This window comes from Streptomyces sp. NPDC015125, from assembly GCF_043080045.1.
Taxonomy (GTDB): Bacteria; Actinomycetota; Actinomycetes; order Streptomycetales; family Streptomycetaceae; genus Streptomyces.
Map to the genome: position 1 here is coordinate 43590 of NZ_JBIBVF010000006.1, position 14858 is coordinate 58447.

The 14858-nt window shown below is 72.0% G+C and carries 10 protein-coding genes, 1 tRNA gene and 1 other RNA gene; 4 read left to right on the top strand and 8 right to left on the bottom strand.

The window, feature by feature from the left end:
- Window positions 1-27: 27 nt before the first annotated feature.
- An RNA gene (gene ffs, locus ACF088_RS16070) (signal recognition particle sRNA small type) lies at window positions 28-126 on the bottom strand.
- Window positions 127-256: 130 nt separating this feature from the next.
- On the opposite strand from ffs, the gene ACF088_RS16075 reads away from it, so the two are divergent.
- A tRNA-Ser gene (locus ACF088_RS16075) sits at window positions 257-344 on the top strand.
- A gap of 63 nt (window positions 345-407) precedes the next feature.
- On the opposite strand, the gene ACF088_RS16080 is transcribed toward ACF088_RS16075, so the two are convergent.
- The 3 genes from ACF088_RS16080 to ACF088_RS16090 all read right to left on the bottom strand — a co-directional run bounded on the left by ACF088_RS16080 (window position 408) and on the right by ACF088_RS16090 (window position 3106).
- Window positions 408-599, bottom strand: a complete 192-nt coding sequence (locus ACF088_RS16080) for a hypothetical protein (RefSeq protein WP_392376390.1) — start codon at window positions 597-599, stop codon at window positions 408-410.
- A 70-nt stretch (window positions 600-669) separates the two neighbouring features.
- Window positions 670-1836 (bottom strand): serine hydrolase domain-containing protein, encoded by a 1167-nt coding sequence (locus tag ACF088_RS16085; protein WP_392376391.1) that lies wholly within the window; start codon window positions 1834-1836, stop codon window positions 670-672.
- Window positions 1837-1906: 70 nt separating this feature from the next.
- Window positions 1907-3106, bottom strand: coding sequence for a serine hydrolase domain-containing protein (locus ACF088_RS16090; protein WP_392376392.1), 1200 nt, complete (start codon window positions 3104-3106; stop codon window positions 1907-1909).
- A gap of 140 nt (window positions 3107-3246) precedes the next feature.
- Between ACF088_RS16090 and ACF088_RS16095 the strand changes: the two genes are divergently transcribed.
- Together ACF088_RS16095 and ACF088_RS16100 are read left to right on the top strand one after the other, a co-directional pair.
- On the top strand, window positions 3247-4494 hold the full coding sequence (locus ACF088_RS16095) for a sensor histidine kinase (RefSeq protein ID WP_392376393.1): 1248 nt from the start codon (window positions 3247-3249) through the stop codon (window positions 4492-4494).
- 82 nt (window positions 4495-4576) lie between these two features.
- Complete coding sequence (locus ACF088_RS16100; protein ID WP_030989748.1) at window positions 4577-5257, top strand: response regulator transcription factor; 681 nt, start codon at window positions 4577-4579, stop codon at window positions 5255-5257.
- Window positions 5258-5515: 258 nt separating this feature from the next.
- Here the strand turns inward: ACF088_RS16100 and ACF088_RS16105 are convergent, their stop codons facing one another.
- Window positions 5516-6565 (bottom strand): alpha/beta hydrolase, encoded by a 1050-nt coding sequence (locus tag ACF088_RS16105; RefSeq protein ID WP_392376394.1) that lies wholly within the window; start codon window positions 6563-6565, stop codon window positions 5516-5518.
- A gap of 239 nt (window positions 6566-6804) precedes the next feature.
- On the opposite strand from ACF088_RS16105, the gene ACF088_RS16110 reads away from it, so the two are divergent.
- Window positions 6805-9747, top strand: a complete 2943-nt coding sequence (locus tag ACF088_RS16110) for a BTAD domain-containing putative transcriptional regulator (protein WP_392376395.1) — start codon at window positions 6805-6807, stop codon at window positions 9745-9747.
- Here ACF088_RS16110 and ACF088_RS16115 read toward each other — a convergent pair.
- From ACF088_RS16115 to ACF088_RS16125, 3 genes are all read right to left on the bottom strand, one after another.
- The gene (locus tag ACF088_RS16115) at window positions 9744-9971 is read right to left on the bottom strand and encodes a hypothetical protein (RefSeq protein WP_392376396.1); all 228 of its coding nucleotides are present in this window, start codon (window positions 9969-9971) and stop codon (window positions 9744-9746) included. The two genes, ACF088_RS16110 and ACF088_RS16115, sit on opposite strands and share 4 nt — an antisense overlap.
- A gap of 425 nt (window positions 9972-10396) precedes the next feature.
- Window positions 10397-12052: an APC family permease gene (locus ACF088_RS16120; protein ID WP_392376397.1), complete on the bottom strand. Its 1656-nt coding sequence runs from the start codon at window positions 12050-12052 to the stop codon at window positions 10397-10399.
- 447 nt (window positions 12053-12499) lie between these two features.
- Window positions 12500-14341 (bottom strand): ABC transporter ATP-binding protein, encoded by a 1842-nt coding sequence (locus ACF088_RS16125; protein WP_392376398.1) that lies wholly within the window; start codon window positions 14339-14341, stop codon window positions 12500-12502.
- Window positions 14342-14858 lie beyond the last annotated feature (517 nt).

Genomic DNA, 14858 nt, shown 5'->3' on the forward strand with positions numbered 1-14858 from the left:
CCGCACTGACAACCGACGGGCCCCGCAAACGCAAGCGCCCCCCACGCACCCGCCAGAGCCGACCTACCCTTGCTGCCTTCCGGCCCTGGGGGAGTTCAGTCAGATAGCGCCACGTGAGGGGCTGCGCACCACAGTAGCGGATCCCCCGCCCGAGAAACGAACCCGCACCCCACCCCGGCCCCGCTCCACCCCCTCACCCACCCCTCCTCGGGATCATGGTCGCGAGCACTCCTCAACGTCTTGTATTGTTTGCGGCGGAGGATTCGCCTAGTGGCCTAGGGCGCACGCTTGGAAAGCGTGTTGGGGGCAACCCCTCACGAGTTCGAATCTCGTATCCTCCGCCATTGCTCTCACCGGGCAATACGTCGAAGGGCCCCACCGCTTGCGGTGGGGCCCTTCGACGCTTCTCAGGCCCCGCTGTCCTGGTCTTTGTCCACAAGAGCCGTTTCCGGGGTTTCCCAGATCGCCGCGCCGATCTTCCGGGGCACTTCCTTCAACAGGTGGTCCGGGACATGGACGAGGTGGGCGACCAGGCGGCCCTCCAGATCGGCCGGGCCGACGTCGTGGGCGGTGACGATGTGGCGGCTGTGCGCACACATGAGACCGATGGGCCCGACCCCATGTCGGGCCCATCGGTCGTTTTGCTTCACGGAACGCCCTCGGCGGGGTTCAGCGGCACAGGGCGGTGTCCACGGCGCGTTCGAGATTCCTCCGGCCCGCCTCGTCGGTGAGCTGCATGGTGACCGCGACGTTGGTGGCGCGGCCGTCGTCGGTGGCGCCGCCCCGGGTCTCGTACCCCGGGAAGCTGCCGCCGTGGCCCCAGGAGAGGCCGCCGCACGGCAGCGGCCTGCTGACGAGTCCGAGTCCGTAGCGGGCGCCGGGGCCGAAGGTCGCTTCGGCGGGGACGGTGGAGCGCATCTGGGCGAGCTGGGCGGAGGGCAGGAGGCGGCCGGCCAGGAGTGCGCTGAAGAAGCGGTTGAGGTCGGAGCCGGTGGAGACCATCTGGCCTGCCGCCCAGCCCCAGGAGGGGTCGATCTCCGTGATGTCGCGCAGCGGCACGTCCGCCGATTCCCGGTAGTAGCCGTGGGGGTGGGGCTCCCGAATGCTCGCGTCACCGGGGGCGGGGAAGTAGGTGTGGCGCAGCCCGGCGCGTCGGACGACGCGCCGGTCGATCTCCTCGGCGAGGGGGCGGCCGGTGACCTTCTGGACGATCAGGCCGGCGAGCACGTAGTTGGTGTTGCTGTACTTCCAACTCGTCCCGGGGGCGAAGCCGGCCGGGTGCTGGAGGGCTGTGGCGAGCAGTTCGCGGGGGGTGTAGTACCGGACGTCGTCCCCGAGGTGGTTGCTGTAGTCGGGGAGTCCGCTGGTGTGCTGGAGGAGCTGGCGGACGGTGATGCGGCGCCCGTCGATCCCCTTTCCGCGGACGAGGCCGGGCAGGTAGGTGTCGACGGAGGCGTCCAGGTCCACCCTCCGCTCCGCGACGAGTTGGAGGACGACGACCGCGACGAAGGTCTTGGTGTTGCTGCCGATCCGTACCTGGCCGTCCCCGGGCACCTTCGAGCCGGTGGTCAGGTCGCGCACTCCTGCGGTGTAGGTGCGGATGCGGCCGTTCCGGTCCTGGACGCTCGCCAGCGCGGCGGGCATCCCGTCGTCGCGCACCAGCGCGTTCAGGCTCTGCTGGACGGTGTCCGGCCTGACGGCGGAGGCGGCGGGCGGGGCGAGGGCGCCCGGTGTCATGACGCCGATGGCCATCGCGACCGCGGCGGGCAGGGCCCGTCGCCGCGTGCCCTGCTGCCGGCCCGGCGAGCGAAGCCCTTGCCGTGTCTGTCCACGCATGAGTCAACTCCTGGGGAATCGTTGGCCCGTTGTTCGGGTTGCCGGGTTGCCGGGTTGCCGGGTGCGTGATTCAGCCGCACAGGGCCCTGTCCACGGCGTCCTTCACGTGCTGCGTGGCTGCCTTGCCCGTCGGGATGCTGGTGACCGCGACGTTGGCGGCGCGGCCGTCGTCGGTGACACCGCCCCGGGTCTCGTACCCCGCGATGTCGCCGCCGTGGCCCCAGTAGACGCCGCCGCACGACAGCGGCCTGCTCGTGAGCCCCAGCCCGTAGCGGAGGCCGGAGGTCCCGGCGGGGACGGTCGTGCGCATCTCGGCGAGCTGGGCGGCCGGGAGGAGGCGGCCGGCGAGGAGCGCGGTGAAGAAGCGGTTGAGGTCGGAGTTGGTGGAGATCAACTGGCCTGCGGCCCAGCCCCAGGAGGGGTCCAGCTCCGTGAAGTCGCGCAGCGGTGTGTTCGCCGGGTTGCGGTGGTAACCGTGGGGGTGCGGCTCCCGGATGGTCGTCTCGCCGGGGGTGGGAAAGTAGGTGTGGCGCAGCCCGATGCGCTTGATGATGCGCCGGTCCATCTCCTCGGCGAGGGGGCGGCCGGTGACCTTCTGGACGATCAGGCCGGCCAGGACGTAGTTGGTGTTGCTGTATCCCCACGTCGTCCCCGGAGCCGCGTCGGCCTTGTACCGGAGGGCGATGTCGAGCAGCTCGCGGGGCTCGAGGTACCGGTTCCTGATCTCGTCGTCGTCGACGTGGCTGCCGTACTCGGGGAGTCCGCTGGTGTGCTGGAGGAGCTGACGGACGGTGATGCGGCGCCCGTCGATCCCCTTTCCGCGGACGAGGCCGGGCAGGTAGGTGTCGACGGTGGCGTCGAGGCCGATCTTCCCTTCGCCGACCAGCTGCAGGACCACGACCGCCGTGAACGCCTTGGTGTTGCTGCCGATCCGTACCTGGCCGTCCCCGGGCACCTTCGAGCCGGTGGTCAGGTCGCCCACTCCTGCGGTGTAGCTGCGGATGCGGCCGTCACGGTCCTGGACGCTCGCCAGCGCGGCGGGCATCCCGTCGTCGCGCACCAGCGTGTTCAGGGCCTGCTGGACGGCGTCCGTCCTGGCGGCGGCAGCAGCGGAGGCGGCAGAGTCCGAGGCGGAGGCGGCGGGCGGGGCGAGGGCGCCCAGCGTCATGGCGCCGATGGCCACCGCGACCGCGGCCGACACGGCTCGTCGCCGTCTGCCGCCCTGCTGCCGGGTCGAGGAACGAAGGCCCTGCCGGGTCTGAGCACGCATAAGTCAACTCCTGGGGAATCGTTGGGTCGAGGCACGATCCTGGTTTCCAGGGCCCGCTGACCGCATCGCGGGAAGGCGGGAGAAATCGCTCCCCCGATCGGGGGAGGCTGCCGGGGGGCCGCCCGGCGATACTGGCGCCCATGATCAGGGGAATTCGGCCGCTGCTGCGCGGCTCCACGTATGCGGGTGTGCTGTTCGCCTATTGCGGCGCGCTGGCGAGCCTCCCGCTGCTGCCTTTCGCCCTGTTGCCGGCGCTGTCGTGGCGATCCGCTTCCGAGAGCGTGCAGATCGTCCTGGTCCTGCTGGTCTGGGCGGTACTGGTCGGCGTGGTCGGCCTGGCGCGCCCCGTACGACGGGCGTTGGTCGTGTCGGCCCGCCGGCTGCTGCGGGTGCCGCTGCCGAATCCGGTGGCCGGTCGCCGGCCCTCCGGTTCACTCGGCCTCGACCGCTGGCGGACCCCGCTCTGGCTGGTGCTGCACGTGGCCGTCGGTTGGACGGGGGCGCTGGCGAGCGGGGTGCTGTTCATCATGGGCCTCTCCCTGCCGGGGAACTGGCTCGGCGCCGAGGCGCGGGCGAGTCTGTTCGGCACGTCGGTCCGGGTGTCGGGCGGGTGGAGCTGGGTGGTGGCGGCCGTGTGCATCCTGCTGGCGGTAGCCCTCTGCGTACTGGTGACGAAGGCCCTGCGGTGGGCGGCGCCACGGCTGCTGGGGCCGTCGGCGGCCGAACGGCTCGCGCTGGCCGCCGAGCGGGAACAGCTGCTGGCCGAACGCAACCGGATTGCCCACGAGTTGCACGACTCGATCGGGCACACGCTGACGGCGGCCACCATCCAGGCGGCGGTGGCGGGCGAGGCGCTCTCCGCCGACCCGGCGACGGCGCGGGCCGCCATGCGCAGCATCGAGGAGTCGACGCGGGCCGCGCTGGAGGACCTGGACTACGTGCTCGGAGTGCTGCGCGAGGAACAGTCGGGGACGGCGCCGACCCGGACCCTGGCCGACCTCCCCGAGCTGCTGGACCGCCTGCGGCACGCGGGCGCGGTGGTGGAACCGGAGCTGTCGGGCGACCTGGCGCAGGTGCAGGGGACGCTCTCCCGGGCGGCGTACCGGATCGTCCAGGAGGGGCTGACGAACGCGCTGCGCCACGGGGCGGGCGGCCCGATCGTGGCCCGGGTGGCGGCCGGGCCGGACGGACTGGATCTCACGGTGGTCAACCGGACCGGGGTACGGACGGGCCCGGGCCCGGGCCCGGGGGCCTTCCCGACCTCCGGCCACGGTCTGCCCGGACTGGCCGAGCGCGTCCGGCTGCTGCACGGTGAGTTCCAGGCCGGCCCGGACGGGACGCAGCACTGGCGGCTGGCCGTCCGGCTGCCGGCGCGGGCGTCGGCGTGAGGGGATCCGACGCGGGCGAAGGCATGGCCCTCCGGCTGCCGGTACGGGTATCGGCGTGAGGGGATCCGACGCGGGCGAAGGCATGCCCCTTCCCCCCGTCACCAGCCCCGCCGTCACCCTCCTGATCGCGGACGACGAGGAGGTGACCCGCAGCGGCCTGCGCATGCTGCTCGCCGCACAGCCGGGCATCACGGTGGTCGGCGAGGCCGCCGACGGCGTCGAGGCGGTCGAACGGGCGCAGAGCCTGCGGCCGGACGTGGTCCTGATGGACGTACGGATGCCGCGTCGCAACGGGATCGAGGCCACCCGCCAACTGCTGGCCGAAGCGGCCGACCCGCCGAAGGTCGTGGTGATCACCACCTTCGAGAACGACGGCTACGTCACCGCCGCCCTCAGCGCGGGCGCCAGCGGCTTCGTCCTCAAGCGCCTCCCGGTCCGTCAGATCGCCGAGGCGGTCCGGGTGGTGGCGGCGGGCGAAGCGGTCCTCTTCCCGGCCGCACTGGGCCGCATGGTCGCCGCCCGCCCGCTGGGCTCCGCCGAGGCCCTGCCGCACGCCGCCCTGACCGGCCGGGAGGAGGAGGTGCTGCGCCTGATGGCCACCGGGCTCTCCAATCCGGAGATCGCGGAGTCCCTCACGGTGAGCCTGGAGACGGTCAAGACCCACGTCGGAAACGTGCTGACCAAGCTCGGCGCGCAGAACCGGACCCATGCGGTGGTGATCGCGTACGAGTCCGGCCTGGTGGTCCCTGGCTTCGCCGGCTGACCGGCTTCCGCCCCTCTGCGCGGTCGCCCGCAGGCTGCTCAGTACCGGCCGCGGCGTCACTCCACAGCTACTCGTATCCTCCGCCCGGCCTCACCGGGCCGAACGAAGGCCCCGACCGGGAAACCGGCCGGGGCCTTCGTCGTGTTCCGTCTCGGTCGATGCCGAGTGGGCTGCTGCCGGCGCTGTCGGGGGCGCCCCCCGTTCTCGTCCGTCTGCCCGCCCCGGAGGGCGTGGCCATACGTCTGTGCGTGGCCGGCTCTACGCCTGACGGAGCCGGGCGATGATGCCGTCGATGTCGCGGATGGCCATCTCGGGGCGGACGAAGTGTCCGCCGGGCTCCTCGTGCCACTCGTGCGGGATGCCGGCTTGGTCGAGGCCGGCTCGGAACTCCCGCTGGCCGGCGAGCACCTCGGTCTCGTTGAGCAGGTCGAACGGGTCAACCGGGGTGGGACTGGTGCCGGCGACCATGAAGACCCGCTTGTTGCGGTAGCTCTCGATGTGCTCCATGGGGTTGTCGGCGCTGACCCTGGCCTCGTCGAACGGCTCGCCGTAGATCGTGCCGCCGCCCAGGTCCAGGGCCGCGGAGGACACGTTGGCCCAATGGGCGACCGCGCTGAGGTCACGGCGCAGGCTGGGCGGGCCGGAGTGGGCACTCACCGAGGCGAAGTGGCCGTAGTACTTGGCTGCGTACTTCAGCGCGCCGAAGCCACCCATCGAGAACCCGCCGACGGCGCGGCCGTCGTACTCGGCGTACGTCCGGAAGTTCGCGTCGATCCACCGGAGCAACTGGTCGATATGGAAGGTCTCCCAATTCCGGGGGCCGGTATGGGAGTTGACCGGGTTGGAGTACCAGCCCGCGTGTCCGCCGTCGGGCATCACGACGATGATCGGCTTGCCGGCGGTCCAGGCGCGGATGCCTCCCTCCGGCAGCCGGTCCCAGGTCATGAAGTCCTGGTCGGTACCGCCGCCGTGGAACAGGTAGAGGACGGGATAGGTGCGGCCGCTGGTGTGGTAGTCGTCAGGGAGCAGGACGTTGACGGCGGGGTCCCATTCGACCGCGTCGGTCGCGAACCGGTAGTACCACATGCGGGGGTCGGCCTCGTTGCGGTCCTTGATGGTCAGCCCGAAGCCGTCGTCGGCCGCACCGGCCGCACCGGCCGCACCGGCCGCACTGGCCGCACTGGCCGCACTGGCCGCACTGGCCGGCGACGCCGTCGCAAGGACGCCTGCGCCGCCAAGAGCCATCGCCGCGGAGATTCCGCCGACGGCCTTCAGAACACTCCTGCGGGTGGAGAGGTGCTCGCTCAATCTGACCTCCTGGTCGGGAAGTTGCACGAACGGATCGCTTGCTGCGGAACACTCGGGTACGTCATGGTGAGTTCCCCCGTGGCGGGTGCCGTGGAGCCGGCCGAGCCCGTGCCCGGTGCCTTCCCTCTCTCGCCGTTCCCTTGCTTCCCAGCGGTTCTCGGTGGTGACTTGCCAACCCTTGCGGGAGGCGCTGAAATGCCGATGAAATCTCGATGATGCGGGGGAGCGGAGGCTTCGGGATGGACGGGGGATCGCATCAGCGGCTTCGGATCGCGGTGCTCGGGCCGGTGCGGGCCTGGCGTGACGGGACGCCGCTGGACCTGGGGCCGGTTCGGCGGCAGGCGGTGCTGGCCACGCTGGTGCTGCGTCCGGGCCCGCTGGTCAGCCAGGAGCAGCTGCTCGTCGGCGTGTGGGGTGGACAGCCGCCGAGGTCCGGTCGCCGGGTACTGCCGAGCTACGTCTACCCGCTGCGGAAGGCGCTCGACGCGGAGGGCGCCGGACGGACAGGGTCGGTGATCCGCAGTGGCCGGGGCGGGTACAGCCTCGTCGGCGACGGAGTGCGGCTCGATGTGGCGGAGCTGGCCGAGCGGGTCGGTGAGGCACGGCGCGCGAGGGCATCCGGTGACCTGGCCACCGCAATGGACCGGTTCACCGAGGCGCTCACCCTGTTTCGAGGCGAGCCCCTGGCCGGGCTGCCGGGGCCGTTCGCGCAGGGCGAGCGGCAGCGGCTGTCGCAGCGCCAGCGCACGCTTCAGCGGGAGAGGCTTGAGTGTCTGGTTCTTCTCGGCCGGTCCGCCGATGCCCTGGACGACCTCGCCGCTGTGTCCGCGCTGCCCGAGTCCGATCCGTACGACGAGTCGCTGACCGCGCTGAGGATGCGTGCCCTGTACGGCATCGGACGCCAAGTGGCCGCGCTGAACGCCTATGAGGACATGCGCGAGCGGCTGCGCGACCAGCTCGGGGTCGATCCCGGCGAGGAACTCCGTCGGGTGCACCAGGCGGTGCTGCGCCGGGACGACGAGCAGCTCCTCGGGCCGGCGGTGGCGCGCTCTGCCGCTCCGCCGGCCCGGCCCCGCCGCGCGGTCAACGAACTGCCGGGCGACACCGGCCGCCTCATCGGGCGGGAGCGCGAACTGGCGCTGCTGACCGCGCCCTCGCCGCCCGAATCCGTGTCGATCGTGGCGGTGGACGGCACGGCCGGCGTCGGCAAGACCGCGCTCGTCGTCCACGCGGCCGGTGCGCTGCGCGTCCACTACCCGGACGGCTGCCTGTTCGTGGACCTGCGCGCGCACAGCACGGAACGGCAGCGGCAACCGCCGCAGCGAGTGCTGCGGCGGTTGCTGCGCTCGGTCGGCGCAGCCGACAGCGAGGTGCCTGACGACCTCGACGAACTCACCGCGGCCTGGCGGGCCGCGACCAGCTCGCTGCGGCTGCTCCTCGTGCTCGACGATGTGCTGAGCGCGCAGCAGCTACGGCCGCTGGTGCCCGCCGGGCCGGGCAGCATGGTGCTGGTGGCCGGCCGGCGGCAGCTGGCCGGACTGGACACCGATCGACGAGTCACGCTGGAGCCCCTGGAGACCGGCGATGGGCTGTCCCTGCTCAGGCACATCGTCGGGGAGGAGCGCGCGGACCGGGAGCCGGAGGCGACGCGTGAGCTGGTCCGGCTGTGCGACGGGCTGCCGCTGGCGCTGCGCATCGCCGGGGCACGGCTGCAGACCCGCCCTGCCTGGACGCTGGCGTACCTGGTGGACCGGATGGCGGGCGACGAGCGCCGCCTCGGCGAGCTGAGTGCCGGGGATCGCAGCGTGGAGGCGGCCTTCCGGCTGTCGTACGACCAGCTCGCGCCGGCGCAGCAGCGCGGATTCCGTACCCTGGGCCTGTCACCGACGGTCGAGTTCGACCCGCTGACATCAGCGGCCATGCTGGGTTGCTCGTCCCGCGACGCCGAGCAGACCCTGGAAAGCCTGGTCGACGCGAGTCTGCTGCAGCAGACCCGTCCGGGCCGCTACCGCTTGCACGACCTGGTTCGGGTGCACGCGCGGCGGCTCGCGGAAGCCGCCCCCGCCGAAGCCGGCGCGGCCCGTACAGCCGTACTCCGCCTCTATCTGGACGCGGGCCGGATCACCAGCGACTGGGGCCGAGGCGGTTTCCCCACCGGGCCGCAACCCGCCGGAGCGCCGTTCGCGGACTGGAAGGACGCCGGCGGCTGGCTGGACGCGGCGAGCGGAGAGCTCGTCGACGTCGTCGGGCACGCCGCAGCGCTCGGCGAGGCCGACTACGCGTGCTGGATCGCCGAGGCCCTGAGCGACTACTTCGTACGCCGGGGCCGTTACCACGAGTGCCGAACTGCCCTGGAGATCGCGCTCGCGCACGCGGACGGGGCCACCGACCGGCGGATGGCCCCCGCACTGCGGAACTGCATGGGCATCACCGACATCTATCAGGGCCGCATCCGCCAAGGGCACGCCTGGTTCACCGAGGCGCTTCACCTCAGCCGCCACCGCGCGGACCGGCGCGAAGAGGCGCGGGCCCTGGCCGGGCTGGGGGCCGCCGACCTGAATTCGGGCCGGGCCGAGCGGGCAATTCCCCGTCTCACCGAGGCAGTTGAGCTGGCTCGGCGGCTCGACGACCACTGGCTCACCGCGATGGGGCTCTGCGTACTCGGCGCCGTCCACCACAGCCAGAGGCGATGCGAGGAGGCGTTGGCCTGCTTCGCCGCCGCCCGCGCCCACGCCGAGACGAACGGCAGACCTCGCATGATCAGCATGGCCTCGGGCAACGCGGCCGGCGTCCACCTCGACCTCGGCCAGTACGCTGAGGCCAAGATCCTTTACCGCCAAGCGGCGGACCTGGCCCAGCGGGTCGGGGACGTACTCATGCACGCGATCGTCCTGACCCGGCTGGGCACGGCAGAGCATGGAGAGGGAAACCTGAGCGCCGCGGCGGCCCTCCACCACCAGGCGCTCTCCCGGCACCGGACGCTGTCCCCACTCACTGAACCCCACTGCGACCGGCTGGAGATGGACATCCGGTACCGGCTGGGCCGCACCTACTCCGCGGCAGGCCGCGTCGCCGAGGCGCGAGAGCAGTTCCGGACCGCGCTCGCCCTGCCCGGAGCCGACGAGCACCCTGCGGAGCGCGCGCTGGCGATCGCGGGACTCAAGGAGTGCAAAGACTGCTAGCCGGTAGGTCGGCGTGGATGCGGCGTCGCCACCATGCAGACCAGGGCCAGGGCACAGGCTGCTGCGAGGGTGGTGGTGAGCGGGCTGTCCGACGCGGAGAGCGAGGCGATCAGACCGAAGAGGGGAACAAGGGCGGCCATGGCACCCACCGCCGCGCCCCGGGCGGAGGGGTGCTCGGCTGGTCCGCCGTCCCTCTCCGTACGCGCGCCGAACGCCTGGCTCATCGGCCTCCCCCTTCCGCAGCCCCAAGCCGGGGCCACGCCTGCGCCCGTCACTCCAAGGGCTGTCCCGTCATCCCTGGCGGGCGTACGACGACCGGGATGACGGGACAGCCCTTGACCTCAGGTTTCCGGGGGTGGGGCTGCCTGCGGGCGGGCCGGCACGAGCACTTCGGGCCGCGTGCTCGACGCGACGGCCGGGCCCTGCTCGTGCCGGTCACCCGGTCACGGTGCCGTCCGGGGCCCGGCCGGTACGTCGGCCCGCCTGCCGGGGGTTCAGCGCGCGGTGCCCCGGCGGAAGGCGCAGCCGGCCGGCAGGGCGAAGCCCCGTGGCTGTGGAGGTCATCGGGTGGAGCAGCGCCGGGACGGCCACCGTGAGCACCACGAAGCTCGGGTCACGGCGCAGCCGTCCTGCCGGGAGGCCGAGGAGGTTACCGGGAGGAGGCGGCGGGCGGTGGCACCGATTCGCCCTCTTCCTCGTGCCGCACGGCGGCGTCCACCGCTTCGGGGGGCATGGCCATGCTTACGGCGGTGTAGTGCACGGCGAGGCTGAAGACGATCACGATGACCAGGTCCCACCAGGCGGGGAGCGCTCGGGTGCCGCCGTAGCGGCCGAAGTGGCCGATGAGGATCATGCCGCCGAGCCAGGGCCACACCCAGGCGGCCGATCTGGCGCGCAGGCCGCTGCGTTCGGCGGCCGGAACGCCGCGGCGGGTGAGCGCGAGGACGACGAAGCCGAGCAGGGCGGCGATACCGAGCTTCCAGTCCGCCTCGTAGCCGGACCAGTAGAAGATCAAGTTGGCGAAGACAAAGCCGGCGGGGGCCAGTACGGGGCCGGCGGGGAGCCGGTAGGGGCGGTTCCGGCCGCCGTCCTGTACGCGGAGGGCGTGCAGCGCCACCGGCGCGAATGCGTACATCACGGCGGCCGCCGAGGTGACCAGGCCCACCAGCGCCTGCCAGCTGGGGAACGGCAGGAACGCGATCTCGCCGACCACGAAGGCGAGGAGGATCGAGACGACGGGTACCCGGCTGCGGCCGACCTGGGTGAGGGCTTCGGGCAGGACCCGCTCGCGTCCCATGGCGTAGGACAGACGCGCGGCACCGGCCATGTAGACCAGGCCGGTGCCCGCCGGGGAGATGACGGCGTCGACGTAGAGGATGGTCGCCAGCCAGCCGGCCCCGACGGCGGTGGCGAGCGTGGCGTAGGGGCCGAAGTTGCCCTTCCCCACCGGGTTGTCCCAGCTGTGGGTCACGGCGTCGGGATCCAGGGCGGCGATGAAGGCGATCTGCAGCAGGAGGTAGAGCGCGGTACCGACCGCCATGGCCACGATCACCGCCCGGGAGACATCGCGCTGCGGGTCGCGTGCCTCACCGGCCAGCTGGATGGCCTGCTCGAAGCCCAGCAGCGCGAACACCACACCGGCGGGCAGGGCCGCGAAGACCCCGTGCGCACCGTGCGGTGCGAAGCCGCCGCCCGCGGTGAAGTTCGAGCCGTGGAAGGACAGGGTCATCAAGACCACCACGGTCAGCAGCGGTACGGCCGTCTTCACCACCGCGGTGACCGAGTTGATCCCGGACAGCAGGCGCACGCCGAGGACGTTGATGAGCGTGAAGATCAGCATGAAGACGCTGGCGATCAGCAGGCCGGCCGCGGTGAGGGTGCCGTTCGGGTGCAGGACGTGCACCCGGTCGTGGACCCAGCCGATGCGGTCCATGTACGAAAGCGTGGCCTCGACCTCGATCGGCGAGATCAGGACCGAGCGCAGCCAGGACATCCAGCCCGCGGTGAAGCCGACCAGCGGGCCGAAGGCGAAGAAGGGGAACCGGGCGGTGCCGCCCGCGATCGGGTATGTGGCGCCCAGCTCCGCGTGGGCCAGCGCGAGTACGGCGAGCATCGTGGACGCGAGGACCCAGGAGACCAGCGACGCCGGTCCGGCGATGACGGCGGTGGTCAGGGCACCGAGCAGCCAGCCGGAGCCGATGATCGATCCCAGGGAGATGAACATCAGCCCCCAGAACCCGACCGCCCGGTGGAGGTGGTGGGTTCCGGTGGCGCTGTCGCTCCCCGCTGCGGATGGCCTGGTCACGCGCGCTCCTGGTTCACGGGACCATCTTGGTCCCGGGAGGCGGACCAGGCGGGTATGCGCCTTGCGTGTCGCCCCGCGTACCGAGAGTGAGCGGGTGGGAGTGGGAGGCGGTGGGGGTGGGGGTTGGGGGTGGGGGTTGGGGGGCGGGGGTGGCGACTTGCGGGCGCTCGCACCCGGGAGCCGGGGGGGAAGCCGCGCGGGCGGGGCAAGGGCGGCCCCAGGGGCAGGGCCGTACGGCGTACGGTCCCGCTCGCGGCCCGGGCTCGGGTGCCGATGGCGGTGGTCGTGGCGATGGCGATGGCGGTAGCCGTGGCAGTGGTCGTGGCCGTGGCCGTGGCGATGGCCACTGGCGGTGTCGGTCCGGCAGTGCCCAGGCGCCGGACCGACACCGCCAGTGGCTGGTGGCTGGTGGCTGGTGGCTGGTGGCTGGTGGCTGGTGGCTGGTGGCTAGTGGCTGCCCGACGGGCGGGCGACGGGGTGCGGGGAGCCGTTGCGGGGAGGCGGGTGGGCGTGGAAGAGGGTGGCATACAGGCCCTGCCCGGCGAGGAGTTGGGCATGCTGCCCCGACTCCACCAGGCGTCCCTCGTCCAGGACCAGGATGCGGTCGGCGTCCGTGGCGAGGTCCAGATCGTGGGTGATCACGAGGGTGGTGCGGCCTTCGGCGAGTCGCCGGAGCGGTCCGAGGATGCGCTGGGTGGCCAGGGCGTCCAGGCCGGTGGTGGGTTCGTCGAGGATGAGCACGGGGGCGTTGCGCAGCATGGCGCGGGCGATCGCGATGCGCTGCAGCTGGCCGCCGGAGAGCCGGGAGGTACCGGGGGCGATGACCGTGTCGTAGCCGTCGGGGAGGGCGGAGATGAACCCATCGGCGTCGGCGGCCCGGGCGGCGTCGACGACGTCGCTGTGCGTCACGCCGTCGTGTCCGCAGGCGATGTTCTCCTCCACCGTGTCGTGCAGGACGAGGGTGTCCTGGGGCAGCAGCGTGATGTTCCGGCGGAGCTGGGCGAGCGGCAGCCGGTTCACGGGGATGCCGTCCAGCCGGACGCTGCCGGTGTCCGGGTCGTAGAACCTCAGCAGCAGGGCGGCCAGGGTCGACTTGCCCGCGCCGCTGGGGCCGGTGATGACCACCAGTTCCCCGGGCACGGCGGTGAAGGAGAAGTCGTGGAGTACCTCCTCCTCGCCGCCGGGATAGTGGAAGCCGACCCGGCACACTTCCACCGCGCCGACGGCACGGCGCGGTGCCGCCACGACGACCGCGGGGTCGGGTTCGGTGACGGAGGGTGGGGCGTCGAGGATTTCCAGCAGCCGCTCGGCTCCGGCAGTCGCTTCGGTGACCGTCAGACCGAGCTGGCCGAGGTCGCGGATCGGCGGGTAGAGGTAGCCGACGAACGCGGCGAAGGCCAGGAGCTGCCCCAGCGTCATCCGCCCCGAGGCGATCTCCCATGCGCCCAGGCCGATGATCGCCAGGACACAGAGCGTTTCGAGGACCTCGACCACCTGCCCGTACAACTCGTTGAGACGGGCGCTGGTCACCGAGGCCCGCAGCCACTTGCGGGCCTCGCGGCGGAGCCGCTCCTGTTCGTCCCGCTGCCGGTTGTAGGCCTGGGTGAGGACGACATTCACCAGCCCCTCCTCGACCACCGAGGTGATGGCGCCGTCCGCCGCACGTTCCCGGCGGGAGACCTCCTTGACCCGGCTGGTGAAGCGGGTGGTGGCGAGCAGGAACAGCGGGGCCAGTGCGAAGGTGGCGAGCGCCAGGTCCCAGCGCAGCCAGAGCGCGGCTCCGGCGTAGAAGATGACGCCGAATCCGGCCGTGGCCGCCTGGACGAGGCCGGAGACCACGAGCTGTTCGATGGCGTCGACGTCGCCGGTCAACCGCTCGACCAGGTCTCCGCGGCGGTTGCGCTGGAAGAAGTGCGGCGGCAGCGTCTGGAGGTGGGCGAAGACGCGGGCGCGTAGCCGCATCACAAAGCGTTCCGCCGTCCAGGCGGCGAGCGAGTTGCCGAGGTATCCGACGATCGCGCCGGCGACGGCCACGCCGAGCCAGAGTCCGGCGGGCTTCCAGAAGGCGCTGACCGAGCCCTTCTGCAGGGCGTTGTCGGTGAGTTCGGCGAACAGCAGGATGGCCACGGTCTCCGCGCCCGCGGCGACGATGGCACTGAGGCAGATCAGAAGGATCCAGCGCCGGTCGCCCCGGGTCAGCGGCCAGAAGCGCCGCACGGCCTCCTTGAAGCCCACTCGTCTGGTACGGATCGAGGTGTCCGCGACGAGCCCGCGGAACACGCGGTCCATGGCGGGGTCCGGGGGCGGCGGCGGCTTTGACCGCACACCGGCCGGTGGACCGGGGGAATTGTCATCGGCATCGTCCGCCAGGGGTGACCCCTCTCCAACGGGCGATGATTTCGTGCCTTCTTGAGGCGACGCCTTGGGGCGCTCTCCGCGCCGGCGTGAGCTGCGCAGGTGCATGATCGCTACGTCATCTCGTCGCTGGTCGGGTTGTTGAGCGGGACCGTGTGGCACCGCCCCCTAAAACGACGAGGCGGACCCGCGCCGTACGCGAGCCAGCCTCGAACTCAGAGGTGTGTGTCAGTAGCGGAAGCCACGCCTGAAGTTGCGACCGCGACCGTACCTCCTGCCACGCCCGCGTCCGCGGCGGCCGTAGCCGTAGTCGTCGTCCCAATCGTCGTGGTGGCGATTGCGCCTTCTGGGGAAGACCTTGCGGAAGCTCATACTCGCCTCCCAGTTGATTCTTCGTTGTTGCCGAACCGATAACCGGCTCCGACAACTCCCAAGCTACGACGCTCAACTG

Coding starts and splice junctions, on each gene's coding strand:
- ACF088_RS16090 (WP_392376392.1), bottom strand. CDS start 3,106: ATGCGTGCTCAGACCCGGCAGGGCCTTCGTTCCTCGACCCGGCAGCAG.
- ACF088_RS16080 (WP_392376390.1), bottom strand. CDS start 599: ATGTGTGCGCACAGCCGCCACATCGTCACCGCCCACGACGTCGGCCCG.
- ACF088_RS16085 (WP_392376391.1), bottom strand. CDS start 1,836: ATGCGTGGACAGACACGGCAAGGGCTTCGCTCGCCGGGCCGGCAGCAG.
- ACF088_RS16110 (WP_392376395.1), top strand. CDS start 6,805: ATGGACGGGGGATCGCATCAGCGGCTTCGGATCGCGGTGCTCGGGCCG.
- ACF088_RS16115 (WP_392376396.1), bottom strand. CDS start 9,971: ATGAGCCAGGCGTTCGGCGCGCGTACGGAGAGGGACGGCGGACCAGCC.
- ACF088_RS16095 (WP_392376393.1), top strand. CDS start 3,247: ATGATCAGGGGAATTCGGCCGCTGCTGCGCGGCTCCACGTATGCGGGT.
- ACF088_RS16100 (WP_030989748.1), top strand. CDS start 4,577: ATGCCCCTTCCCCCCGTCACCAGCCCCGCCGTCACCCTCCTGATCGCG.
- ACF088_RS16125 (WP_392376398.1), bottom strand. CDS start 14,341: ATGGACCGCGTGTTCCGCGGGCTCGTCGCGGACACCTCGATCCGTACC.